The sequence below is a fragment of the Dokdonella sp. genome (genome assembly GCF_039926425.1).
GTDB lineage: Bacteria > Pseudomonadota > Gammaproteobacteria > Xanthomonadales > Rhodanobacteraceae > Dokdonella_A.
Genome location: NZ_JBDSWZ010000207.1, coordinates 15,332 through 39,191 on the forward strand (window position 1 = coordinate 15,332; position 23,860 = coordinate 39,191).

Genomic DNA, 23,860 nt, shown 5'->3' on the forward strand with positions numbered 1-23,860 from the left:
CGACCAGGAATCCCGGCATCCTGATGCTCGGCCTGCTGTGCGGCATCGTCGGTTTTTTCGGCTTCATCCTGGCATTGGCAGCTGACCGGGTCTCGGCCAGCTCGCGGCCCGAGACCAGCATGGTCGCGATCGACGATCTGGCGTCCATGCGCAAGCCGCGCGCCACGTCGCCTGCACGTCCCGTCGCGGCGGCGCCGATTCCCATCGCAAAATCGTCGGTCGTTCCCACTCGCCCGGTTGGTGTGCCGCGACCCGCATCGGCGAACGGTGAAATGCGGATGCCTGACACGTCTGACTGAACGCACCCGATGAATCGCTCCGCGTCGCATCACAGATCGCAACGATCCTAGCGCACAATAGCGAGGTCGCATTCCGCGACGTTCGGATTGGGAGGCGAACGTGGATCCTCAAGTACAAGCCATCATCATCTGGCTGGTTGTCGGCGGTGTCGCAGGCTGGCTCGCGGGGCAGATCGTCAAAGGGCACGGCTTCGGCCTGGTCGGCAACATCGTCGTCGGCATCGTCGGCGCGTTCCTCGCCGGCTGGCTGCTTCCTTCACTCGGTCTGGGGATTTCTGGCATTGCAGGCGCGATCATCTATGCCGCAATTGGCGCAATCATCCTGCTGGTGCTGATCGGATTCCTCAAACGCGCGTAGCATTTTTCACAGGGGTAAAAAGCAAAGGGCCGGACTTTCGTCCGGCCCTTTGTCGTTTCGCAGAGCGACGGCGATTACTTTGAAATGTCGACGTCCTTGGTTTCGCGCAGGAAGAATGTGCCGATGACGAAGGTCATGGCGGCGATGATCACCGGATACCACAGCCCGGAGTAGATGTCGCCGGTCAGTGCTACCAGCGCGAACGCCGTCGTCGGAAGGAACCCTCCGAACCAGCCATTGCCGATGTGATACGGCAGGCTCATCGAGGTATAGCGGATGCGTGTCGGGAACAACTCGACCAGCCACGCCGCGATCGGCCCGTAGACCATCGTCACGTACAGCACGAGGATCGTCAGGAGCAGGATCAGCATCGGTGTGTTGATCTGCTCGGGATTCGCCTTCTCGGGATAGCCCGCTGCCTTGAGTCCTGCCTTGACCTTGGTACTGAACGCTTCGGATTCCGACTTGAACGTTGCGGGATCCACAGCGAGGCCTTCGAACGCGGACACCTCGGTTGCTCCGATCTTCACCGTTGCGACGGTTCCCGCCGCGGCCGCCTGGTTGACGTACGGCGTACCGCTCTTCGCAAGCACGCTCTTGGCGATGTCGCAGGAACTGGTGAAGACCTTCTTGCCGACCGGATCGAACTGGAAATGGCACGTCGCCGGATCTGCGGTCACGACAACCGGATTGGTCGTACTTGCCGTCTCGATCGCCGGATTGCCGTAATGCGTCAGTCCCTTGAAGATCGGGAAGTACGTGAACACCGCCAGCAGGCAACCGAGCATGATGATCGGCTTGCGGCCGATCCTGTCTGACAGCGCGCCGAACACGACGAAGAAGGGCGTACCGATCAACAGTGCGGCGGCGATGTAGAGATTGGCCGTGAAGCCATCGATCTTCAGTGTCTGCGTCAGGTAGAAGAGACTGTAGAACTGGCCGGCATACCACACCACCGCCTGGCCGGCGGTCGCGCCGAACAGAGCGAGCAACACGATCTTGCCGTTGTTCCAGTTGCCGAACGCCTCGGTGAGTGGCGCCTTTGAACCGCGACCCTCGGCTTTCATCTGCTGGAACAGCGGGGACTCGTTCAACTGCAAGCGGATATACACCGAGATGGCGAGCAGCAACGCCGAGATCAGGAACGGAATGCGCCAGCCCCAGGTGTCGAACTCCGCGCCAAGGGTCTTGCGGCAGATCATGATCACGATCAGCGAAAGGAACAGCCCGAACGTCGCGGTGATCTGGATGAAGCTGGTGTACAGACCACGCTTGCCGGGTGGTGCATGCTCGGCGACATACGTCGCCGCGCCGCCGTATTCGCCGCCAAGCGCGAGGCCCTGCAGCAGGCGAAGGACAATCAGAAGGATCGGCGCCGCGACCCCGATCGACGCATAGTTGGGCAAGACGCCAACGAGAAACGTGGAGAAGCCCATGATCACGATCGTGATCAGAAACGTGTACTTGCGCCCGATCATGTCTCCGAGGCGCCCGAAGATGATCGCTCCGAACGGCCGCACCGCGAAGCCGGCGGCGAACGCGAGCAACGCAAAGATGAATCCACTGGTCGGATTCAGTGCCGAGAAAAACTGCTTGGCAATGATTGCCGCCAGCGAACCGTACAGATAGAAGTCGTACCACTCGAACATGGTGCCGACGCTGGACGCGATGATGACGCGCTTGTGCCCCGTCGTCAGTGCGCCGGACGCTGCTGCCGGATTCGTTGCCATCTTCAATTCCCCTTTGTTCAGAACGAATACTTGGTGGTGAACTGAAGGCGCATCAGGTCGCCATTCGCACCACTTTCGATTTCGCGCTGGCCGTACATGAGCTCCGCACCGATATCGAGTTTCGGATAGGGCGAATAGAAGATGTTGGCACGCAGGCTCTGCACCGACTTGGTCGCAGACGGTCCTGTCGCCACCACGTTGTTGTCGTACTGGCTGCGTGCGTACATCACGTTGGTGCGCAACTTCGATGTGAGCATGTGTCGCCAGGCGACATAGCCCGCAGCGCCATCGAGGGTGTCGAGCGAGCCATCGGAGTCGAGTCCACTGTCCCCCGTGATGCCGAGACCAATGTAGCGGCTGAAGCCGCTGCCGAGCGTCAACTGGTAGCGCAGGTCATCACTGGACCCCATGTTCCACTTGCCGCCGACCGTCACCGCGCCGGCGATCGTGTCGTCCTTCAGCGCACCGGTGGTGGAGGTGGCGAGACGATCGATCCGCAGGTCGCGCACCAGGGCACCGACGCCGAATGAACCCCACGCGCCTTTCCAACCGTAGCGCGCCGTCACATCCGGGATGGCCCCACGATCGGACTGCACGGTGGCGCCGCCACCATTGGGAATGATGGTGGTCTCCGGGTTTTCAATCGAGACCGAGAAACCTCCGTCGGTGTAGCGCAACTGGCTCTGGCGCACGAAGATCACGCCATCGGTCGGCCCGATGAAATCCACCGCTTCAGGCAAAGCGGCGACGTCCATGAAATTCGACCAGGTCTGTCCGGCGAGCCACCCGTTCCAGTACGCGTAGGCGTGCCTCAGCGTGACGCCGTAAGTATTCGTGGACACCTGGGTGCCGAGTGCGTTGCCGAAGAAATCCATCTCGAAGAACGCGCCGAGTTTGTCGCCACCATCGGTGACGGTGTCGATGCCGAGATTGAACCTGGAAAATTTCGCGTCGGCGTCGTAGTCGGTGCCCGTGCTTTTGCCGCCGACCGGGATCTGGCTCGGCACGTACAGCGCCCGACCCGTGGCGCCATCGGCAAGCTGACCATCGCCGGTTCGCGTCGCCATGAAATCCGCTTTCACGAAACCGCCAACGCGGAATGTCGTGTTCGGATTCGCGCCGGGCGTGATCGTCGTTTCCTGGATCATCGGCTTGCCGCCCACCGTGGCGGTCGCCTTCGGCAATGGCGCGGATGCCGCGACAGCGGGGGCCATGGCAGGCGGCGCTGCGCGCTGGGCCTTCACGTCCGCCATCAATTCATGCAGTTGGCGTTCCAGTTCGTTGACGCGTTGCTCAAGTGCAGCTTCACGCTGCTCGTTCGCATTGGCGATGCCATGTCCGGCAATCCCCGCCATCAAGGCGACGACCAGCGCCGAGCGGCGAAATACGTGTGCATTTCGGATCTGCATACAACCCTCCCGTTGTGTCAGCTTCGGCAGGATGCGCAGTGCGCTTCGCGCTGCCTATTCGCCATTGGTCGTAGCCGCGACTAAAGTCGAAGGTCCGATCGGAGCCGATGCTGGCGTGCCACACTTTGCGCGGCCCGCGGCGAAGCGAGAAAGGAGACCCACATGTCCAAGCTGCATCCAGTGCCTGAAGAATTTGCGATCAACGCACGGATCGACCGCGCCGGCTACGACAGCGCGTACTCCGCCTCAATGAGCGACCCCGAGGCGTTCTGGGGCGACGCAGGACAGCGTCTTGACTGGATCAAGCCTTACAGCGGCGTCAAGGACACCTCGTTCGACGTCTCCGATCTGCATATCCGATGGTATGCAGACGGCGAACTGAATGTCGCCGCCAACTGTCTTGATCGTCACCTCGACAAACGCGCCGACAAGATCGCGATCGTGTGGGAGGGGGACGACCCGGCCGATTCTCGCCGCATCAGCTATCGGGAGTTGCATGCCGAAGTGTGCCGATGCGCCAATCTGCTGAGTCACCTCGGAATCGGCAAGGGAGATCGCGTCGCGATCTACCTGCCGATGATTCCGGAGGCGGCAATCGCGATGCTCGCATGCACACGCATTGGCGCGATTCATACCGTTGTGTTTGGGGGCTTCTCGCCCGACTCGCTGGCCGGGCGCATCGCCGATTCCCAATGCAAGCTGGTCGTTACAGCCGACGAAGGTTTGCGCGGTGGCAAGAAGGTTGCGTTGAAGGTCAACGTCGACGAAGCCTTGCAGCGGCCGGGCACGCACAGCGTCGAGACCGTGCTCGTGGTCAAACGCACGGGTGGTGCCGTCACGATGCGCGCGCCTCGCGATCGGTGGTGGCACGCGTTGATGGAAGGCCAGTCAGCGGAGCATTCGGCGGTGGCGATGAACGCCGAAGACCCTCTCTTCATTCTCTATACCTCCGGGTCGACCGGCAAACCGAAAGGCGTGCTGCATACAACGGGCGGCTATCTCGTGTACGTCAGCCTGACGCACGAAAGCGTGTTCGACCTGCGCGAAGACGACGTGTACTGGTGCACCGCGGACGTCGGCTGGGTCACCGGCCACAGTTACATGCTTTACGGCCCGCTCGCCAATGGCGCGACCACGCTGATGTTCGAGGGCGTGCCGAACTATCCGGACTCGTCGCGCTTCTGGCAGGTGATCGACAAGCACAAGGTGACGCTTTTCTATACCGCGCCGACCGCAATCCGCGCGTTGATGCGCGAAGGCGAAGGGCCGGTTGCGAAGACGTCCCGTGCATCGCTGCGCGTGCTGGGCACCGTCGGCGAGCCGATCAATCCGGAGGCGTGGGAATGGTATTGGCGCGTGGTCGGAGATGGCCGCTGTCCGATCGTCGACACGTGGTGGCAGACGGAAACGGGCGGCATCCTGATCAGCCCGCTGCCCGGCGCGATCGACCAGAAGCCCGGTTCCGCGACGCTGCCATTCTTCGGCATCAAACCGGCGATCGTTGATGCCAGCGGCGTGGTGAAGGAAGGCGCGACCGAAGGCAACCTCGTGATCACCGATGCGTGGCCGGGGATGATGCGCACGGTCTACGGCGATCACGCGCGTTTCATCGACACCTATTTCCGTACCTATCCCGGCATGTACTTCACCGGTGACGGTGCGCGACGCGACGAGGACGGCTACTACTGGATCACCGGTCGCGTGGACGACGTGATCAACGTCTCGGGTCATCGCCTCGGTACCGCGGAAGTGGAGAGCGCACTGGTTGCGCACCCGAAAGTCGCGGAAGCCGCGGTGGTCGGTTGCCCGCACGATATCAAGGGGCAAGGCATTTATGCCTACGTCACGCTGACGGCTGGCGAGGAGCCAACTGAAGCGCTGCGCAAGGAACTGGTCGCGTGGGTGCGCAAGGAGATCGGACCCATCGCCACGCCCGATTTCCTGCAATGGGCGCCCGGTTTGCCGAAAACGCGTTCGGGAAAGATCATGCGCCGCATCCTGCGCAAGATCGCAGAGAACGCACCGGATCAGCTGGGTGATATCTCGACGCTCGCCGATCCAGGCGTGGTGAAGAATCTGGTCGACGAGCGGTTGGTGAAGTGATGCGGCCGGGAACCGGTGTTCCGGATGCACCATTCGTCACGCCATGCGCTTGCTGCGGGCTCGCACGAATGCGGTCCACACTTTGCCGGTTGCCCATTCGCTCTGCGCGGTCGTCATGCGCGAAGTCCTGATTGCCGACGACCATCCGCTGTTCCGCGACGCGCTCAAGCGCGCGGTGCTTCAGGCATTGCCGGATGCGGCTCTGCTCGAGGCGGACGGCGTGCCGATGCTGCATGTCGTGGTCGATACGCATCCGGATCTCGAATTGCTCCTGCTCGACCTGCACATGCCCGGCGCAACCGGATTTTCCGCGCTGGTGCACATCCGCGGCCAGCATCCCGGCCTGCCGATCATCATGGTCTCGGCGCACGAGGAAGCAGGCATCATCCGGCGAGCAATTGCCCACGGCGCGTCCGGGTACATCCCCAAATCAGCCCCGGTGGAGACCATCGTCACCGCGGTGCTTCGGGTGCTCGACGGCGACCTGTGGATACCGGCGTCGGTGCACGGCGCAGGTTTGGCGCTGAAGCCTGACGAAGCCGGTGCGGCCGCCCGCGTGGCCGAACTCACGCCGCAGCAATTTCGCGTGTTCAACATGATTGCCGAAGGCCTGCTCAACAAGCAGATCGCCTACGACCTGGGCGTGTCCGAAGCGACCGTGAAAGCGCACATGACGGCAATCATGCGCAAGCTCGGCGTGTCCAACCGCACCCAGGTTGCGCTGATGGCAAGTCACCTGGCCATCGAGGTCGACAGCGTGCCCAGCGAGGTTGTCCTCTCGAATCATTGAGCCAGGCGGCAGGCGGAACGACCACGTCGTGGGATTGAACTGTGGCGACGACCGATGTTCCAAACGCGGATCGCCCCACCGGAATCGGCATGGCCGTGACCTCTTCGCCGATCGACGTTCCCTCTGTGGACGCACTACGTCTCGCGCAGCGGTTTGAGCGCCGCAATCGTCTTTCCGCGTGTCGCGGCCTGGAACCCGCGCACCGCATATTGCTGCTCGCGGTCGCCGCGACTGCATTCATCGTGGTGGCCGCCGCTGGATACCGATTCTGCACATCCGCATCGTGGTGGCTCGATCCGCTGCGCACGCATGCGCCCGTCGTCGCACTCGCCGCGGCATGGGTGGTCCGTTCGCGCGTCGAGCGGGTACGCCGCGTCATCGAACAACGATTCGCATCGTCATGGCTCGCGGCCGCACCCATCCTGTCATGCGCCATCGCCGGGATGGTTCAACGTCGCGCCGCGTCGGAGCTGCTGATCATGATCGGAATGTCGTGCGGGCTCATTGCGGCGGCTGGAGCCATCAATGCAGTTCCGGTCTGGAACGTGATCGCCGCAGTCGTTGCCGGTGCAATTCCCGGTGCGCTACTCGGCTGGTGGAGTGCCGCGCGGCCGCCGCGCGTTCGAGCGGAGAACCACGTGCGAATCGCGCGTCGGCAGGCAGACCGCGGGACGACGATTGGTCTGGGCGCGCTTGGACGATGGGCCTTCGCCGAGCGAATCGCGCGTCTGCGCCCACGCATGGAGGCCCGCGTGTTTGGCGCCGTGCTGTTCTCGATGCCGATGGGCATTCCACCGCTCACCGCGGTGCTCCTTCTGCTGTCGCTGGCAGTCGCGGTCATCGCGACGACCTTGTTGATTGCGCAGCTGGCGATCGTCCCCCGCGCAGCAGACTGGTTGCGGACAACGCCGCTCGCTGCGAGGACGCTCACGATCAGCTCGGGTGCGCGCACGTGTGCGTGGCAATGCGTCTATACGGTGGCGATGGCGGCGGTGCTCGCCGCGCTCGGCACCGACGCGCGCACAATTCTCGCAATCGCGACAGGATGGTTTGCATGGGTGGCGGCGTCGACGCTCACTGCATTCGCCGTGCGTCACCGAAAGGACCGTGTCCGCATCGAGATCTTCGCGCTGGCGACGGTGCTGGCCGCCCTCGCATCGATCGCCGTTCCACTGGCGCTTGTCGCTGCTGCGATCGTCGCAGTCGTGCAATGGAAACGCGCGGAGGCTGCATGATCGTCCCGGTTCTTGACGTGCGTGGCGTGTGCGCGGGCTACGCGCAGCGCCGTGTGTTGCACGCCGTCGACGTTGCCGTGGCGGCCGGAGAATGGGTTGTCCTGCTGGGCGCGAATGGCAGTGGCAAGAGCAGCCTTCTCGACTGCTGCGTCGGTCGACTGCTTCCGTTCGCCGGCGAGGTGAGCGTGTGCGGACTTGCCATGGTCGGGGACGGAGCCACGGCAAAAAGGCGACTTGGCTACGCCATCGCACCGGAACGCCTGCCGGCTTTGTTGACCGTCCGCCAGTGCCTCACCGTACAAGCCGCCGCGAAGGATCTTCGGGTCCTTGATCCGGCGATGCTCGCTCTGGCAGAGACGTTGCGCCTGACCTCCCGCTTCGATGACGCGATCGAGCAGCTTTCGTACGGAACCCGCCAGAAGCTCGGGGTGCTCCTCGCACTCGTGGGCGCGCCGGAACTCGTCGTGATGGATGAGGCGTTCAACGGCCTCGACCCTTCGAGCAGCCTGGCGTTGAAAGGGCATCTGCGCAAGCTGGTGAGTGAGGGACAAACTGGTGTGCTGCTCGCGACACATGCGCTCGACATCGCAACGGTGTGGGCGGATCGTGCCCTGCTTCTGCACGATGGGCGAATCCTCCATGACTGGAGCCGCAGCCAGCTCGATCGCCTGCGCAACGACCGCGAGGGTGGCCTCGAAGCCGCGATGGCGGCGTGCATCATCGCCGCGGACCTCGCGCCGCACGCGTTCCCGCAGCGCGGTTAAATCGACGTTTGCACGTTCTCTATTTTCCGTCCGAACTGCGCGATCAGCGCGCGCAGCGCAGCGGGTTTGACCGGTTTGCGCAACAACGCGTAGCCGAGGGCACGTGCGCGCAGCGCGAGTTCGGCGCTGGTATCCGCTGTGATCAACGCACCAGGCGGCGCTGGAGAGCATGCGCTGCGCAGCAATCCCAACGCATCGAGCCCGTCCTTGTCGGTGTCGAGGTGATAGTCGACCAGCAACAGATCCGGTCGGCGTCGCTGCGTCGCCGCAAGCGCATCCTCGATCGTCCCGGCCAGATCGCAGGAGAGGCCCCAGCGGGTCAGCAACGCCGACATGCCTTCGAGGATGGTCGGGTCGTTGTCGAGGCACAGCGCGTGAAGCTCGCTGGTGAAGGCGGTGGATTCGCCGCGCGGCGCACGTGGTTGTGACGGCAGGCGCTGAACGTGCGCGCGCGGGAGCTCGACCGCGAACACGCTGCCGCGCGCCGCGCGGGAGCGCACACTGATCGGGTGCCCGAGAAGGCGTGCCATTCGGTCGCAGATGGACAAGCCGAGGCCGAGGCCTTTTTCACCCCATGGTGAAACATGGCTGCCCCGACGAAACTCTTCGAACACGCTGTGCAACTGATCGTCCGGAATGCCCGGTCCGCTGTCCCAGACCTCAACGCGAACCTTGTTGCCTGCTCGCCGCACGCCGAGCACGACGCCACCGCTTTTCGTGTAGCGCAACGCATTCGCGAGGAAGTTCTGCAGAATGCGTCGCAACAGCTGCGGATCGCTGCGCACCCACAGCCGGCTTGGCACGAAGCGCAGTTTGAGGCCGCGCGTCGCAGCGAGCACGCTGAATTGCTGCTCCAGCGATTCGACCAGTTCGCCGAGCGCGAAGTCCGAGACGTCGATGCGATATTTTCCAGCCTCAAGGCGCGAGGCTTCGAGCAGCGAATCAAGCAGGTCTTCAGCCGCCTTGAACGCGGTGTCAATGCGTTCGGCGAGTCGGCCGCTCTCGACGTCGAGCGGCTGGTGACGCAACGCCGACGTGAAAAGCCGTGCGGCATTCAGTGGCTGCAGCAGATCGTGGCTGGCCGCCGCAAGGAACCGCGTGCGCGACTGGTTGGCAGCCTCCGCCTCGCGCACCGCACGCTGTTCTGCAACGAGCGATTGCTCCAGCTCACCAGTGCGCTGCTCGACGCGCTGCTCCAGCGTCTCGTTCGCTTCGCGCAGTGCATTCTCTGCGTGCTTGTAGGAAGTGATGTCACTGAACGTCGTGAGATAGCCTCCTCCCGGCAGAGGTTCGCCACGCATTTCGATCACGCGGCCGTCCCGGCGCTCACGCACGAAGACATGCGGTGTTCCCTTGCTCAAATGCGCGTGCCGTCGGGAGATCTTGGCCGCGACGTTCCCGCTGCCGAGAAGTTCCCGCTCTGCGTTGTGGCGGATCAGGTCGGCAATGGGTCGTCCGACGTAGACGAATCCTGCGGGGTAGTCGAACAGGTCCAGGTAGCGGCGATTCCACGCGACGATGCGCAGGTCCCGATCGACCACGCTGATGCCCTGCAGCATGTTGTCGAACGTGACCGCGAGAAGCTCTCGGTTGAATCGCAGCTCCTGCGATGTTTCGTCGAGCAGCATCGCCGCTTCCGACAGATCGAGGCCGGTTCCGCGCAGCGCGCTGGTCAGCATGCGACGAGCCGATGCCGCACCGATGGCGCCGGCCAGAATGCGTTCGGTGTGCTGCACGAGTGCGCGATCGGCGGATGCGTCCGCTTCGATCGGTTTTCCGGATGCGTCTGCGTATTCCTGGAATGCGCGCGTCGCATGTTTCTCGCCGACGATGCGCTCGGCGATGGCAGCCAGATCGGCCACCCGTACGCGACCACGCCATTCGTTGCTGCCGGTCGGTGGAACCGCGAACGGATCGAGGAAACCGGAGGCACGCAACCGCTCCTCGATGCCGGGACGAAATCGCAGTGAGACGAATACGCAGCATCCAACGTTGGCAAGCATCGACCAGAACGCGCCGTGGGTGATCGGGTCCCAGCCACTGAGCATGAACAGCGCGTGCGGCTTCAGCCATGAAATCGCAAACGGGCCCTGTTCGATCCACGCGTTCGGCAACCACCCGGCCATCGCGAGGGACGGCATCAGAAGCGTGTAGAGCCAGACGGCGAAGCCGGCGAGGAGTCCGGCGATCACGCCGACCCGACTCGCGCCGCGCCAGTAAAGTCCGCAAACGATCGCGGGCGCAAACTGGGCGACTGCGGTGAATGAAAGCAGGCCGATTGCCGCCAGGTTTTGCGCGTGCGTGGTGTTGCGATAGTAGGCAAACGCAAGCGCGGCGAGCGCGACGATCGCGACGCGTCGTACGCCAAGCACCAGCGGTGAAAGATCGGCGCGCTGCTCGAGCTTGAAGGCGCGCACGCGCAGCAAGGCCGGCATCACCAGATCGTTGCTGATCATCGTCGCCAGTGCGACGGTCGCGACGATCACCATGCCGGTCGCGGCCGAAAAGCCGCCGAGATAAGCGAGCACTGCGAGCGCGTGACTGCCGTGGGAGAGCGGAAGCCACAGCAGGTAGGCGTCGGGCGAGATTGCGCTGCCGCGTGCCGCCTGGATTCCAGCCGTGGCGATCGGCAGCACCAGCAACGAGATGATCCCGAGATAAAGTGGAAACAACCAGCGCGCGCGTCGCACGTCCCCCGGATGCTCGCACTCCACCACCGCTACCTGAAACTGTCGCGGCAGGCAGAAAATGGCCGCAAAAGCGAGACAGGTCTGGGCGATGAAACCGTCCGGCAAGCCTTTTTCGGCGAGGTCGGTGATGGGCGCGGCGATGTCCTCCAGCCCCCCACCCGTCTTCAATGCGTACAGCCCCACCGCGACGAACGCGAGCAGCTTGATGATCGACTCGACAGCAATGGCGAGCATCATTCCGTGATGGTGTTCGGTTGCGTCGATTCCACGCGTGCCAAAGAGAATCGCGAACACCGCGAGAAGAATCGCCACGTACAGTGCGTGATCGGAGAACATCGACGGATTCATGGCGCCGGTCGCGCCGGTCATCACGTCGAAGCTCATCGACACCGCCTTGAGCTGGAGTGCGAGGTAGGGCACTACGGCCGTCACCGCGATCACCGTCACCAGCGCGGCCAGTGCGTGCGACTTCCCGAACCTCGACGCAATGAAGTCAGCGATGGAGGTGACGTTGCGCTCCTTCGCAACGAGCACGAGGCGCTCGATCAGGCCGAACCCGAAGACGAACAGCAGGATCGGCCCGAGGTAGATCGGCAGGTACGAAAGGCCGCTGCGCGCTGCGGTTCCCACCGCGCCATAGAACGTCCACGACGAACAATAGACCGCGAGCGCGAGGCTGTAGACGATCGGCCGCAACCACGCGCGTGCCGGGTAGAGCGGTCGGCGGTCGCCGTAATACGCGATCGCGAAGAGCGCGACCACGTAGACGACCGATACCAACATCAACAGCCAGCCCGCAATCATGCATGGCGCTCCGAAGCCCGACGTAGTGTAGTCGTGCAAGCCCTTGACGGAACGACGCGGGCCCTCAACCATCGCGGATGGATTGGCCCTGCATCGGTTTTCGGAGACCCGGCGCTGTCCGATGGCTCACTGACGTCGGCGCGCTCCGGCCGGTTCACGGTCCAGGTTGCCGCTTGGCCGGATCTCCGCTGCGACGATTGCAGGGTCCGGAGCGTCCTTGTGGATGACATGGCAGACGGACAGATTCATTCGGTGCCGATTGTTGCGGCGACCAGCGGCTTCGGCCAGATCCTCGACACGATGACGCTGGAGCGTGCGCGGCGCGGGGACATGACCGCGTATGGCGCGATCTACAAGCAGTTCGGCACCGCGTGCTACAACCTGGCGCTGCGTGTGCTGGGAGACCCTGCGACAGCGGAAGACGTCGTGCAAGACGTGTTCATGAAACTGTTTGGAGGGCTGCGCGGTTTTCGCGGCGACGCGCCGTTTGGGGCGTGGCTGAAGCGTTTGACGGTGAATGCGACACTCGATGTCGTGCGCGCGAAAAAGAAATTTCGCGACGAGGATCCGGAAAGCATGCTCGACGCGTTGGCGGCACCCGTTGCCGACGCGCAGATGCAGTTCGATGCGTGGTCGCTGTTGATGCGATTGCCGGTCCGTGCCCGCGCGATTCTTGTTCTGCACGAGGTCGAGGGCTACACGCACAAGGAACTCTCGAGTCTGTTCGGGCAGAGCGAGAGTTGGTCGAAGTCGATCCTGTCGCGCGCGCTCAAGCGTCTTGGCGGGTCCGCGAGCGAAGCGGGTGAGAAGGAGGTATCTGAACGTGGCTGAGCGGGATTTCATCGGTGACAGGGCGCGCAACGCATTGCGAACACTGCCCGAGTTTGTTCCCGGCGCTGGCTTGTGGGCACGCATCGAGTCGGCCGAACGAACGCGCCGGTTTCGAACGCGTTGGATGCGGGTCGGTTTCGCGATGGCGGCGAGCGTGGTCGCCGCGGTGACGTTGGTGCAGGTGCAGCGCGACATTCCGTCGACCCCATCGGAGATGCTGTCGGGGCAGGCCGAGTCGCAGGTGCTCGAAGGTCAGTGGCAGCAAATCGCGGCCAGTGTGCGCTCGGTGCCTTCCGGATCGGTCCAGCTGCGCGTCATCGATGCGGCATTGCAGTCCGCGTATGACCGTGACGCGGCGCCGGGCGAGATCCTCGCGCTGTGGCGGGAACGCAATCGAGCGCTGCGCGGATTGATTGACGGTTATCGAAACACCGGGACCCGCGATGCACTGGCGGTCACGCGAATCTGACCGGCGACGGTCTTTCCAAATCAAGGTGGACGCAATGACGATTTCCAACGGCAACAATTGTGCGAAGCCATGGGTTCTGGCGGCGTGTGCAGGTGCGCTCTTGCTGGCTCTTTCGCCGTTCGCCTCGGCAGATGACAGCGCTCGTGTTTCGGCGGTCGCGTCCGGCGCGATCCTGCGCGGGACCCCCGGTGCCGGAATGGACGTCCAACAGCGGATGCGCGCGGAGTTGCGTGCTGTCATGACCGAGCTCGTCGAGGCCGGTGCGTTCGGCGATCAGCCGTCCCAGCAGATTTCACTGGCGGTCGAGACGCCCGGCGAGCGTGTGAACACCCTCGGGCTGCTGGTCGACAGCGCGCACGCGCACCGCGACGGGCTTCACGTGTTCGGCGTGACGCCGGGTGGCGGTGCCGAACGCATCGGCTTGCGCGCCGGTGACGTCGTGGTCGCCATGAACGGTCATTCGCTGACGGACAACGCGAATGCGGCGTCGGATCTGCGGCGCGGTGTGGATCTTCTGCCTGACGGCGGTGTGCTTGCGTTCGACGTCCGCCGTGGCGGACGCGCGCTTGCGTTGTCGGGTGCGCTGACAAGCGTCTACCTGCCGCCGATGCGTCTGACCGTCGGAAGCGGTACACAGCTGGCTTCGAATGCCGGTGTCGACATGGCTGCGGTAGCCACGGCAACGTCGACTGGAGAGACCACGGCTTCGACCTCCGGCTGCGGTCGTATCAGCGACTTCGATTCCGCGCCGCGCCAGCAGAAACTGCATGGTGCGAAAATCATCAGTATCGACGGCGCCTTGCCTGGGCCGACCGGGTCATCGTCCTACCGCGTGACCGCCGGTTCGCACACTGTGAAGATTGGCGAGCAGATCGAGAGTCGTTATCTGAGTTTCAACGACCGCGCGCGGATGGCGAACGACGACTACAAGACGTTGCGCATCGACGTGCCCGCAGACACCACGGTTCTGGTGGCCGCTCGTCTCAACGAAGACCACCGCAGCGATCCGCGAAACGGAGCGTATTGGGATCCTGTGGCCTGGAAGCAGATTCCGGAAGGGTGTCGTTGATTGTCCGGTGGGACGAGCGATCGGCTTCCAGTGCTCGCGCGCTAGAATTGCGCTGCCAGTGCATGGAGCCGCGCGATGACGTCGCTTAGCGTCAACATCAACAAGATCGCCGTGCTCCGCAATTCACGGGGGCACGAACTCCCTGATCCGGTGGTTGCCGCGCGCGTCGCGATCGAGGCGGGCTGCGGCGGCATCACGGTGCATCCGCGCCCGGATCAGCGACACATCCGTGTCGATGACGTGGCCCGGGTTGCGGCAATACTCGGACATGTCGAGTACAACATCGAAGGCAATCCGTTTGCTCCGCCGCGCGGAAGCTATCCGGGCTATCTCGATCTGGTGCGGGGCGCGCGTCCCGCGCAGGCAACGCTCGTTCCGGATGGCGACGGACAACTCACCTCGGATCACGGCTTTGATCTCGCACGCGATGCCGCCCGTCTCGCTCCACTGGTGCGCGAGCTCAAGACGCTTGGTTGCCGCGTCAGCCTGTTCGTCGATGCCGACGTCGCTGATGTTGAGCGCGCCGCGGAGATCGGGGCCGACCGGATCGAGCTCTACACCGAACCGTATGCGGTTGCGTTCGCGTCAGGCGATGCGTCGCGCGCGCTGGCCGATTGCGTACGCACTGCGGAAAGGGCGCGTGCTTGCGGCCTCGGAGTGAACGCCGGGCACGACCTCAATCAACAGAACCTTGGGGCACTGAAGCAGGCGATTCCGTTTCTGGCGGAGGTGTCGATCGGACACGCTCTGATCGGCGAAGCGTTGTATGCAGGTCTCGCGCCGACCGTCCGGGCGTACCTGCACATCCTCGCGTCGTCCTGACGCAACGCAGCGCGCTCGTCGGCGTGCGTTCCGCACGGAGACGTCGCATGCGCAGATGTCGGCCATCGGATAGACAGCCTGTCGCGTGGACGAAAAACGGCGCTGCGTTGCCGCAGCGCCGTTCGTTCCATTCCGGGTGCGGCAACCTTACTGGTCGTTCGCGCCGGTGGTGATGAAGCCGATCTTGATCATGCCCGCTCGCTTGGCGGCAGCCATCACCGCGGCGACCTTCTGGTACTGCGTCGTCTTGTCCGCTCGAATCTGCAGCTCGGGCTGCGGATTCCTCTGCGCGGCGACAAGCAGCTGCGCCTGCAGGATGGCTTCGGTCACGGCTTCGTCGTTGTAGAACAGGTCGCCGTTTTCCTTGACCGCAAGGTCGATCGGATCCGGCTGCGGTGTGTTGACCACGTCCGGATTCGCCTGCGGCAGATCGATGCGGATCTTGTGCGACATCAACGGTGCCGTGATCATGAAGATGATCAGCAGCACCAGCATCACGTCGACGAGCGGCGTGACGTTGATCTCGGCCATCGGGCCGCCACCCGAACCACCTGAGCTCATGGACATGGCTTACTTCCTCACGGCAACCGGAGCTACGCCTGCCTCGACGCGCGAACCGGTCGCAAAGAAATCATGCAGGTCGTGCGCGAACTCGTCGAAGCGCGCGTAGATGATGCGGTTCTGGCGTACGAAGAAGTTGTACGCGAGCACCGCGGGAATCGCGACGAACAGACCGAACGCGGTCATGATCAGCGCTTCACCCACGGGACCGGCAACCGCTTCCATCGACGCGTTGCCGGATGCCGCGATCTTGATCAACGCGTGATAGATGCCCCAGACGGTTCCGAGCAGTCCGACGAACGGAGCGGAAGAACCCACCGTTGCCAGCACCGTCATGCCGCCTTCAAGACGCAGGCTCTCGCGAGCCACGGCCTGGCGAAGGGCACGATCGATGAATTCCGAGCGATTCAGGGCCTCGACCAGGCGGCTGCCTTCATTGCGCTGGTGATGCGCGGCGGCAGAAGCACAGTCGAGCGCAATCTTCGAGAACGGTTCGCCCTTGGGCTGATCCTCGAGGAAGCGCACGGCGTCCTGTGCCGACGGTGTATCCCAGAACGTGTGGATCACTTTCTCCATGCGCGCACGGATCATGCCGTTGCGAAGGAAGTTGGCGACGACGAAGTAGATCGACGAGACGGACATGATGCAGAGGGTCACAAACACGATCCAGCCCAGAGCATCGAAGTTCTGGATCAGATCGTGGAAACCCATTTGGCTCATGGCCGCGGCACTGTTGCCGCCGCCGGGTGCGGTGATGACAGCAGGCTGAGCCGCTGCGGGGGACTGAGAGGCATCTTGCTGCATGGCGCTACCCTATTCGGACAAATTGAATTCGATGGGAACCAAGGCATACCCGCGACTGGGCTGCCCACCCTTTTGACCTGGATTGAACATCCAGTTCTTCACTGCATCGATCGCAGCCTGATCCAGCAAACGTGAACCGCTGGATTTTTCGACGGTGACCTCTTCGGCATGGCCGTCGACACCGACCAGCACCTTCAACAGCACCTTGCCCTGTTGATGTTGGCGCGCAGCTTGCGGCGGATACTTCGGCGGACGCATCTTACGGTAGCTGATGTTCTCGCTCGGCGCGATATCCGCAGGCGGCGCAGGCGGTGCCGGAGGTGCCGGCGGCGGCGCAGGCGTCGACATCGGCGTCGCTTCCTGCGAGACGATCGGCGGCGCAGGCGGAGGCGGCGGCGCCTTCGGTGGCGGCTGCACTTTTTCGATGATCTTCGGCGGCGGCTTCTTCGGCGGCTCCGGCGGCGGTGGCGGCGGCGGCGGCGGCGGCGGCGGCGGTTCGATGAACTCGACCGTCACCTTCTTGTCGATGGTCTTGTCTTTCGGCGCCGGTGGCGCGACAGGCGCCATCATCATCGCGAATGCGAAGACGTGCAGAGCGAACGCGCTCGCGAACGCTGTGACGCGTCGCCAGCTGAAAGTTTCGCCGCCAGATTGGTAGGTATCTGCCATCAGTTTGACCAACGAGAATTGAGACAGTGCGGACGTGCCGGCGACGCTTTCGAAGTCTGTCCCGGATGTATCCCGGCGGCCAGAGGGCTGAGCAAGGTACAACACCGGACGGCCTTGCGACAAGCAGTGACTGCGCGCGTTGTCGTGGTGATTATCGGGTTTTCAGGCAAGCGGACTTGCACGTCGCGACCCTTCCCGTCGCTTGCCACCATCCATTGGCCGTATGACCCCGAAAGCAGTCGCACGTCCATTCGAATCTGTTGATCGATGTGCGTTACTTCTTCTTGGCGCGCTGGACCTTCACGCCGCCCTTCGCAGCCTTGATCCGCTGTGCAGCCATTGTCTTGGTGCTGGCGTGTGTCAGCGCCTTGTTCCAGTCTGCCATTGCCGCCGCGTTCTGGTCGAGTTCGTTCTCCGCGTCGCCGCGCAGGAGATACGCCTCGCCTTCCTGCCGCAGGCTGCCCTTCGTCACTGCGCGGTTGAGCGCGTCGATGGCCTCCTTCGACTTGTTGGAATAGAACAGAAGATAGCCGAGCTGATAGTCGACGTTGCCGTCTTTCGCCTGGGGGGACGCCTTGGTGTAGCCCTCGATCGCGCAAGCATCGTCCTCCGCCTGCGTACACACATCGCCGAGCAGCTTGCTGGTGTCGTAGGTCGACTGGACGACGCCCTTGGCGAACCCTTCCTTCATGGTCGCCGCTGCATCCTTGGGCTTGTCCGCCGATGCTTGCAGCTTGGCCAGCTGCACATAGTCTTCGCTGGTGGTGATCAGGCCCTGGCTCTTCGCCTTCGCCATCAGGTCCAGCGCCTGCTGCTGTTTGTCCCCCTGGATGTAGACCGTTGCCAGCTGGTTGATCAGCTTCTTGTTGGTCGGGTCCTTGTCGAGCTGGGCCTGCACGATGCGTGCAGCCTCGTCGTACTGGTTCAGCTCGAAATAGCTGGCCATCAGGATCTGCGTCCAGCTTTCGGAAGGCTTGTCGGTCATCGACAGTGCCTTCTTCATCGCGTCGACAGCCGGCTGGTACTGGTCGGTGCGGTAGTACGCATTCGACTTCAACGCGAGTTCGTCTGCGGTTTGCTTGCCGCTGAGCTTTTCCCATTCGGCCAGAGTGACCAGTGCGTCCTGGTACTTCTCCTGCTGCAACTGGGTCTGCGCCAAGGCATAGATCAGCTGGAACTGCTGGGCGTTTGCAAGTGCGTCGAACGCAATCGCCTTCTTGTATTCGGCAATCGCATCATCGCCCTTGTCCTGATCCCAGAACACCTGGGCCTGCAGCTGGTGGGCGAACGCCTGCGCGTATTTGCTCGCCTTCTCGCTGCCGATGACCTTCTCGATGAGCGGCTGTGCGTCCGCGGTCTTGCCGTCGTTGACGAGATCGGCTGCCTTGTTGAGGTCTTTCTGGTCGCCGGCCGACATCTCGACCTTCGGTTCCTGGCGCGTCGAATTCGGGTACTCGTTGACTTCCTTCTTGTCTTTCGCAAACGCGAGTCCCGCGAGCGCCAGACCACAGGCGCACATCATCGTCATCCACCACGTCGAACGCTTCATGCCGCCTACCCCACTTGAACTACGAAAGCCGTCGGACATTTCCGGCGGCTTCGGGAAAAAGGACGCTGAGGGTACCGCCCCGCCCGCGTTTTGCACAAGCACGCGGACAAGTGCGTCGGCCGCTGCGACGCAACATCCAACAGACGGCGCTCGTATAGATTGTTGCAAAGTACCTTTTGTGTACCTGCGCCGGTCGCTTCAGACGTCCAGATTTGCCACGCGCAATGCGTTCTGCTCGATGAACGCACGGCGCGGTTCGACCACGTCGCCCATCAGCGTCGAGAAGATCTGGTCTGCAGCGACCGCGTCTTCGATGCTCACCTGCAGCAGACGACGGGTGTCCGGATTGACTGTCGTGTCCCACAGCTGTTCGGGGTTCATTTCTCCAAGCCCCTTGAAGCGCTGGATGGTTCGGCCGCGCTTTGCCTCGTCCATCAGCCAGTCGTAAGCCTGAGCGAATCCTGCGACCGCCTGCGCCTTGCCGCCCCGACGTACTTGAGCGCCCGCCTGCACCAGACCGGAAATTTGCGCCGCGGCCTCAACGATCGGCCGGAATTCTGCCGCGCCGAGGAACGCCGCGGGGAGAACCTGCGTATGGCGCAGCCCATGTTGGTCGCGGTCGATCACCAGTGCCGCGCCGTGTTCGGGTGTGGCCGGCTGGATGCGCAACGCGTACTTCGGCCGGCCGAGGCCCGACGCCGCGAGTGAGCGCTGCAGTCGGTCGACCCATGCTTCAAGTTTCGAGGCATCCTGCCAGCTGTCTCCAGCAAAGGGGGCGTCGAGCAGCGCCACAAGGACAGCTTCGTCGAATCGAAAGCCCAGCCGGTCAATCTGATCAAGCGCAGCACGGTAGACAGCCATCAGTTTTTCGAGACCCGGGCCGCTGATGGGCGGTGCGTCGGGGGTGTAGGCCAGCTCGGCATTGTCGACCGCATTCGAAATCAGGTACGCGTTGAGCGCGGCGTCGTCCTTGAGGTACAGCTCCTGCTTGCCCTGCTTGAGCTTGTAGAGCGGCGGCAGGCCAATGTAGATGTGTCCGCGTTCGATCAACGCCGGCATCTGTCGGTAGAAAAACGTCAGCAGCAGCGTGCGGATATGCGATCCGTCGACGTCCGCGTCGGTCATGATGATGATGCGGTGGTAGCGCAACTTGTCGACGTTGAACTCGTCGTTGCCGATGCCGGTGCCGAGGGCGGTAATCAACGTTCCGACTTCGGCACTCGCCAGCATGCGGTCGAAGCGTGCACGTTCGACATTGAGGATCTTGCCCTTCAGCGGCAGGATCGCCTGGTTCTTGCGGTTGCGTCCCTGCTTCGCCGAGCCACCCGCGGAGTCACCCTCGACGATGAACAGTTCGCTCAACGCAGGGTCTTTTTCGGAGCAGTCGGCCAGTTTGCCGGGAAGTCCGGCAATATCGAGCGCACCTTTGCGTCGCGTCATCTCGCGCGCCTTGCGAGCCGCCTCGCGTGCGCGCGCCGCGTCGACCACCTTCGCGGTGATTGCGCGCGCTTCGGCCGGATGCTCAAGCAGAAACTCCTCGAGTTTCTGGTTGACGATCGACTCGACGATGCCCTTGACCTCGCTGGAAACCAGCTTGTCCTTGGTCTGCGACGAGAATTTGGGATCGGGCACCTTGACTGACAGGACCGCAATCAGTCCTTCGCGCATGTCGTCACCGGACAGTGCGACTTTCGCGGTCTTTTGCAGCCCTGACTTTTCGATGTAGTTCGAGAGCGTGCGGGTCAGCGCACCGCGGAATCCGGAGAGGTGCGACCCGCCGTCGCGCTGCGGAATGTTGTTGGTGAAGCAGAACACGGTTTCCTGGTACGCGTCGGTCCACTGCATCGCCAGGTCGACCGTGGTGCCGTCGTGCTCCGCGCTGAAGTTGATCACCTTCGCGTGCAAGGGCGTCTTCAGTTGTGCCAGATGTTCAACGAACGAGCGGATGCCGCCCTCATATTCGAACACGTCGCGCCGGTCGTTTCGCTCGTCCTGCAACTCGATCTTGACGCCGGAGTTGAGGAACGACAGTTCGCGCAGTCGCTTGGCGAGGATGTCGTAGTGAAACTCGATCGTGGAAAACGTGCCGAGGCTCGGATGAAAACGGACGGTCGTCCCGCGCTTGGGCGACGGCCCCACCACTTTGAGCGGAAACAACGGTTCGCCATGGGCGTATTCCTGCGCATGCTCGAACCCGTCGCGGTAGATCGTCAGCCACAGGTGGTCGGACAACGCGTTGACGACCGACACGCCGACGCCGTGCAGGCCTCCGGAGACCTTGTAGCTGTTGTCGTCGAATTTGCCACCGGCGTGCAGCACGGTCATCACGACTTCCGCTGACGACCGTCCCTCGTCTTCCTGCATCCCGACCGGAATGCCGCGCCCGTTGTCGGCGACGCTCACCGAGCCGTCGTTGTGGATGATCACGGTGACGTTGTCGCAGTATCCGGCGAGGGCTTCGTCGATCGAGTTATCGACGACTTCGAACACCATGTGATGCAGCCCAGTGCCGTCATCCGTATCGCCGATGTACATTCCCGGGCGCTTGCGAACGGCCTCAAGGCCTTTCAAAACCTTGATTTTACTTGAATCGTACTGATCGCTCATGAGTCTCCGGGCGCGGCAGGCGGGCGCGCGAGGCGCGCCGGGATTGACGTGAATACCCGATTATAGCAGTCGCCCGAATCGGCCTTGTTCCACGTGGAACCGCGTGATTGGTGCGTCAACACTCCCAAACGCCGTTGATTCCTCCGTCGCCGTCGCAAGGATCTGCACACCGTCGGTGGGAACCGTCGCGAGGACCTTTGAAAGATGCGCACGATCCATTTCGGATGCCAGATCGTCGAAACAAAGAACCGGCCACTCCCCCGCGATATCCGCAAACAAGCGCGCCTGAGCCATCACGCATGCAAACGCGCACAGTTTTTCCTGCCCACGGGAAAGGTGCTCACGCCGCAACGTTCCGTCAAAAGCGATCGACCAATCTGCGCGGTGCGGACCAGCAGTGGTGTGACCTCGCGCGATGTCTCGACCGCGCCTCTCCGCAAGGATCACCTGAAGTGGACGTTGCTCATCGAAACCCGGCAGGAACCGGATGTCTGCCTCACCCAGCTCTGGAAGCAAACGATCCAGCAGATCCAGGACGAGCGGACGCAACCGATCGATGTAACTTCGTCGAGCATCGCAGAGAGGTTCGGCGGCCATCGCCAGTTCGAGATCCCAGACGTCCAACTCCCCGGAATCGGAAAATCCACGAAGCAACGCATTGCGCTGTTTCAACGCGCGTTGATAGCGGCGCCAGTGACCCAAAAAGTCGTGTTCCACGTGGAACACACCCCAATCGAGGAAGCGTCTTCGCTCCTCCCCGGGACCAGAAATCAGATCGTGAGACCCAGGCTCGAAACACAAGACGGCTGTGTGACGCATCAGAACCGAAGCGGCAACGACGTCGCCATTGAGCCGTGCTTCCAGTCGATTGCCGAGTCGAGCAACGCCGACTCTCTCCGTAATCGTCGCAGCGCGACGCAATTCCCCAAAGACCGAATAGCCTGGGCCTCCGTTCCGCGCCAATGCCTCACGTGAGGAGGTTCTGAACGAGCGGCCATGCGACAAGAGAAACGCAGCCTCGAGGAGCGACGTTTTGCCTGCACCGTTGGCCCCGACGAACAAGTTCCAACCATTGGCGAGATCGAGCTCCGCATCTTCGATCAAACGCAAATTGCCGACCCGCAACCTCGTCAGTTCCACAAATACCCACCGACCCGAATTCGAACCGAGCTCCGCAACGAAGGTTTCAGGAAGGACTCCAGCGCAAAGCGCGCCTCCAACAGCACGAAGCAAGAGGGGAACAGCGCAACGCAACCGCCCCCTGAACCGCGCGGGTCAGAGCCGCAAAGGCATGATCACGTGACGGGTATCGTCCGAATCCGGCTTGCGCACCAGACAGCTGGACTGCCCGTCCCGAAGGCAGAGCAAGACTTCTTCACTACTGATCGCACTCAGCGCATCCAGCAGATAATTGACGTTGAAGCCCACACTCAGGTCGGACACGCCCGTCTTCGCCTCGACTTCCTCCACCGCCTCCTCCTGCTCCGGATTGTGCGCGACGATCCGCAAGCGGTTCGGGCTCACTTCCAGTTTCACACCCCGATACTTCTCGTTCGAGAGAATCGCGGCACGCTGCAACGCCGCACGCACATCTTCCCGCTGAACCCGAACTTCCTTGTCGGCTCCAATCGGAATGACCGCTTCATAATCGGGAAACCGTCCATCAATCAGTTTCGACGTGAACGTGACATCGCCACGCCGCACGCGAAGATGGTTCCGCGCAAACTCCAGATCGACGGTTCCATCCCCGGATTCGAACAAGCCCTGCAGTTCATTGATTCCCTTTCTCGGAACGATGACCTGCCGCGGCGACGTGATCTTTGTCTCGATGTGCGTTTCCGCCAGTGCGAGACGGTGACCGTCCGTTGCGACACAGCGCAGGACATCCTCTCGAAGGTCGATCAGCATGCCGTTGAGGTAGTAGCGAACATCCTGGTGCGCCATCGCGAACCCGGTGCGTTCCATCAGCTCCTTCAAGGTTCCTTCCGACAGCGTCACCCGTTCAACCAGATCGATGTTCTCGATCACAGGAAACTCGGTTGCGGGCAACGTTGCCAGAGTGAAACGGCTGCGGCCCGCGCTGAGCGTCACCCTCTCGCCCACCTGCTCGAACTTGATGCGACAGCCATCAGGCAGCGCCCGACAGATGTCAAACAATTTGCGCGCAGGGATCGTGATTTCGCCGGGTTCGAGATCCTCGGCGGTTGTTCTCGCCACCATTTCGACTTCAAGATCGGTTCCGGTCAATGCCACACCCGTTGAATCGACCACCACCAGCAGATTGGCCAGAACGGGCA

Annotated in this window: 20 protein-coding genes; 11 read left to right on the plus strand and 9 right to left on the minus strand. The window is 62.9% G+C overall.

The window, feature by feature from the left end; translation table 11 throughout:
- The first annotated feature begins 23 nt into the window (after positions 1-23).
- Positions 24-299, plus strand: coding sequence for a hypothetical protein (locus ABIV12_RS12120; RefSeq protein ID WP_348059607.1), 276 nt, complete (start codon positions 24-26; stop codon positions 297-299).
- A gap of 100 nt (positions 300-399) precedes the next feature.
- Positions 400-657, plus strand: a complete 258-nt coding sequence (locus ABIV12_RS12125) for a GlsB/YeaQ/YmgE family stress response membrane protein (protein ID WP_348059608.1) — start codon at positions 400-402, stop codon at positions 655-657.
- Between the two features lie 74 nt (positions 658-731).
- On the opposite strand, the gene ABIV12_RS12130 is transcribed toward ABIV12_RS12125, so the two are convergent.
- Both ABIV12_RS12130 and ABIV12_RS12135 read right to left on the minus strand, forming a co-directional pair.
- Positions 732-2,387 carry an MFS transporter gene (locus ABIV12_RS12130; RefSeq protein WP_348059610.1) on the minus strand — a complete coding sequence of 552 codons (1,656 nt, stop codon included), beginning with the start codon at positions 2,385-2,387 and terminating at the stop codon, positions 732-734.
- 17 nt (positions 2,388-2,404) lie between these two features.
- Positions 2,405-3,742 (minus strand): DcaP family trimeric outer membrane transporter, encoded by a 1,338-nt coding sequence (locus tag ABIV12_RS12135; RefSeq protein ID WP_348059642.1) that lies wholly within the window; start codon positions 3,740-3,742, stop codon positions 2,405-2,407.
- 216 nt (positions 3,743-3,958) lie between these two features.
- On the opposite strand from ABIV12_RS12135, the gene acs reads away from it, so the two are divergent.
- The 4 genes from acs to ABIV12_RS12155 all read left to right on the plus strand — a co-directional run bounded on the left by acs (position 3,959) and on the right by ABIV12_RS12155 (position 8,688).
- Positions 3,959-5,899 carry an acetate--CoA ligase gene (gene acs, locus ABIV12_RS12140; protein ID WP_348059612.1) on the plus strand — a complete coding sequence of 647 codons (1,941 nt, stop codon included), beginning with the start codon at positions 3,959-3,961 and terminating at the stop codon, positions 5,897-5,899.
- A 115-nt stretch (positions 5,900-6,014) separates the two neighbouring features.
- The gene (locus ABIV12_RS12145) at positions 6,015-6,689 is read left to right on the plus strand and encodes a response regulator transcription factor (RefSeq protein ID WP_348059614.1); all 675 of its coding nucleotides are present in this window, start codon (positions 6,015-6,017) and stop codon (positions 6,687-6,689) included.
- An 89-nt stretch (positions 6,690-6,778) separates the two neighbouring features.
- Positions 6,779-7,924 carry a hypothetical protein gene (locus tag ABIV12_RS12150; protein WP_348059616.1) on the plus strand — a complete coding sequence of 382 codons (1,146 nt, stop codon included), beginning with the start codon at positions 6,779-6,781 and terminating at the stop codon, positions 7,922-7,924.
- On the plus strand, positions 7,921-8,688 hold the full coding sequence (locus tag ABIV12_RS12155; protein WP_348059618.1) for an ABC transporter ATP-binding protein: 768 nt from the start codon (positions 7,921-7,923) through the stop codon (positions 8,686-8,688). Before ABIV12_RS12150 ends, ABIV12_RS12155 begins: the two co-directional genes overlap by 4 nt.
- Here ABIV12_RS12155 and ABIV12_RS12160 read toward each other — a convergent pair.
- Positions 8,685-12,182: a PAS domain-containing hybrid sensor histidine kinase/response regulator gene (locus ABIV12_RS12160; protein WP_348059620.1), complete on the minus strand. Its 3,498-nt coding sequence runs from the start codon at positions 12,180-12,182 to the stop codon at positions 8,685-8,687. The two genes, ABIV12_RS12155 and ABIV12_RS12160, sit on opposite strands and share 4 nt — an antisense overlap.
- Positions 12,183-12,410: 228 nt before the next feature.
- Here ABIV12_RS12160 and ABIV12_RS12165 point away from each other — a divergent pair, with 228 nt between their 5' ends.
- The 4 genes from ABIV12_RS12165 to ABIV12_RS12180 all read left to right on the plus strand — a co-directional run bounded on the left by ABIV12_RS12165 (position 12,411) and on the right by ABIV12_RS12180 (position 15,373).
- The gene (locus tag ABIV12_RS12165) at positions 12,411-13,013 is read left to right on the plus strand and encodes a sigma-70 family RNA polymerase sigma factor (protein WP_348059644.1); all 603 of its coding nucleotides are present in this window, start codon (positions 12,411-12,413) and stop codon (positions 13,011-13,013) included.
- Positions 13,006-13,482, plus strand: a complete 477-nt coding sequence (locus ABIV12_RS12170; RefSeq protein ID WP_348059622.1) for a hypothetical protein — start codon at positions 13,006-13,008, stop codon at positions 13,480-13,482. The genes ABIV12_RS12165 and ABIV12_RS12170 overlap by 8 nt, the downstream gene beginning before the upstream one ends.
- A 34-nt stretch (positions 13,483-13,516) precedes the next feature.
- Positions 13,517-14,551, plus strand: coding sequence for a PDZ domain-containing protein (locus tag ABIV12_RS12175; protein WP_348059624.1), 1,035 nt, complete (start codon positions 13,517-13,519; stop codon positions 14,549-14,551).
- A gap of 75 nt (positions 14,552-14,626) precedes the next feature.
- Positions 14,627-15,373: a pyridoxine 5'-phosphate synthase gene (locus ABIV12_RS12180; RefSeq protein WP_348059626.1), complete on the plus strand. Its 747-nt coding sequence runs from the start codon at positions 14,627-14,629 to the stop codon at positions 15,371-15,373.
- 147 nt (positions 15,374-15,520) lie between these two features.
- Here the strand turns inward: ABIV12_RS12180 and ABIV12_RS12185 are convergent, their stop codons facing one another.
- The 5 genes from ABIV12_RS12185 to gyrB all read right to left on the minus strand — a co-directional run bounded on the left by ABIV12_RS12185 (position 15,521) and on the right by gyrB (position 21,563).
- Positions 15,521-15,940, minus strand: a complete 420-nt coding sequence (locus tag ABIV12_RS12185) for a biopolymer transporter ExbD (protein ID WP_348059628.1) — start codon at positions 15,938-15,940, stop codon at positions 15,521-15,523.
- 3 nt (positions 15,941-15,943) lie between these two features.
- Positions 15,944-16,654 (minus strand): MotA/TolQ/ExbB proton channel family protein, encoded by a 711-nt coding sequence (locus ABIV12_RS12190; protein ID WP_348059630.1) that lies wholly within the window; start codon positions 16,652-16,654, stop codon positions 15,944-15,946.
- A gap of 93 nt (positions 16,655-16,747) precedes the next feature.
- Positions 16,748-17,407, minus strand: coding sequence for a TonB family protein (locus tag ABIV12_RS12195; RefSeq protein WP_348059632.1), 660 nt, complete (start codon positions 17,405-17,407; stop codon positions 16,748-16,750).
- Positions 17,408-17,681: 274 nt separating this feature from the next.
- Complete coding sequence (locus ABIV12_RS12200; protein WP_348059634.1) at positions 17,682-18,956, minus strand: tetratricopeptide repeat protein; 1,275 nt, start codon at positions 18,954-18,956, stop codon at positions 17,682-17,684.
- A 198-nt stretch (positions 18,957-19,154) separates the two neighbouring features.
- Entirely contained in the window at positions 19,155-21,563 is a 2,409-nt protein-coding gene (gene gyrB, locus ABIV12_RS12205; RefSeq protein WP_348059636.1) for a DNA topoisomerase (ATP-hydrolyzing) subunit B, read from the minus strand.
- A 204-nt stretch (positions 21,564-21,767) separates the two neighbouring features.
- Here gyrB and ABIV12_RS12210 point away from each other — a divergent pair, with 204 nt between their 5' ends.
- Positions 21,768-22,538: a hypothetical protein gene (locus ABIV12_RS12210; RefSeq protein ID WP_348059638.1), complete on the plus strand. Its 771-nt coding sequence runs from the start codon at positions 21,768-21,770 to the stop codon at positions 22,536-22,538.
- A 300-nt stretch (positions 22,539-22,838) separates the two neighbouring features.
- Here ABIV12_RS12210 and dnaN read toward each other — a convergent pair.
- The coding region (dnaN, locus tag ABIV12_RS12215; protein ID WP_348059640.1) for a DNA polymerase III subunit beta at positions 22,839-23,860 on the minus strand (1,022 nt) is incomplete at its 5' end.

What these genes read in the sequence shown, in the direction of transcription:
- ABIV12_RS12120 (WP_348059607.1), top strand. Translation starts at nt 24, where the DNA reads ATGCTCGGCCTGCTGTGCGGCATCGTCGGTTTTTTCGGCTTCATCCTG.
- ABIV12_RS12150 (WP_348059616.1), top strand. Translation starts at nt 6,779, where the DNA reads ATGGCCGTGACCTCTTCGCCGATCGACGTTCCCTCTGTGGACGCACTA.
- gyrB (WP_348059636.1), bottom strand. Translation starts at nt 21,563, where the DNA reads ATGAGCGATCAGTACGATTCAAGTAAAATCAAGGTTTTGAAAGGCCTT.
- ABIV12_RS12190 (WP_348059630.1), bottom strand. Translation starts at nt 16,654, where the DNA reads ATGAGCCAAATGGGTTTCCACGATCTGATCCAGAACTTCGATGCTCTG.
- ABIV12_RS12145 (WP_348059614.1), top strand. Translation starts at nt 6,015, where the DNA reads ATGCGCGAAGTCCTGATTGCCGACGACCATCCGCTGTTCCGCGACGCG.
- ABIV12_RS12210 (WP_348059638.1), top strand. Translation starts at nt 21,768, where the DNA reads ATGCGCACGATCCATTTCGGATGCCAGATCGTCGAAACAAAGAACCGG.
- ABIV12_RS12195 (WP_348059632.1), bottom strand. Translation starts at nt 17,407, where the DNA reads ATGGCAGATACCTACCAATCTGGCGGCGAAACTTTCAGCTGGCGACGC.
- ABIV12_RS12130 (WP_348059610.1), bottom strand. Translation starts at nt 2,387, where the DNA reads ATGGCAACGAATCCGGCAGCAGCGTCCGGCGCACTGACGACGGGGCAC.
- ABIV12_RS12135 (WP_348059642.1), bottom strand. Translation starts at nt 3,742, where the DNA reads ATGGCGGGGATTGCCGGACATGGCATCGCCAATGCGAACGAGCAGCGT.
- acs (WP_348059612.1), top strand. Translation starts at nt 3,959, where the DNA reads ATGTCCAAGCTGCATCCAGTGCCTGAAGAATTTGCGATCAACGCACGG.
- ABIV12_RS12160 (WP_348059620.1), bottom strand. Translation starts at nt 12,182, where the DNA reads ATGATTGCGGGCTGGCTGTTGATGTTGGTATCGGTCGTCTACGTGGTC.
- ABIV12_RS12165 (WP_348059644.1), top strand. Translation starts at nt 12,411, where the DNA reads ATGGCAGACGGACAGATTCATTCGGTGCCGATTGTTGCGGCGACCAGC.
- ABIV12_RS12200 (WP_348059634.1), bottom strand. Translation starts at nt 18,956, where the DNA reads ATGAAGCGTTCGACGTGGTGGATGACGATGATGTGCGCCTGTGGTCTG.
- ABIV12_RS12185 (WP_348059628.1), bottom strand. Translation starts at nt 15,940, where the DNA reads ATGTCCATGAGCTCAGGTGGTTCGGGTGGCGGCCCGATGGCCGAGATC.
- ABIV12_RS12155 (WP_348059618.1), top strand. Translation starts at nt 7,921, where the DNA reads ATGATCGTCCCGGTTCTTGACGTGCGTGGCGTGTGCGCGGGCTACGCG.
- ABIV12_RS12180 (WP_348059626.1), top strand. Translation starts at nt 14,627, where the DNA reads ATGACGTCGCTTAGCGTCAACATCAACAAGATCGCCGTGCTCCGCAAT.
- ABIV12_RS12175 (WP_348059624.1), top strand. Translation starts at nt 13,517, where the DNA reads ATGACGATTTCCAACGGCAACAATTGTGCGAAGCCATGGGTTCTGGCG.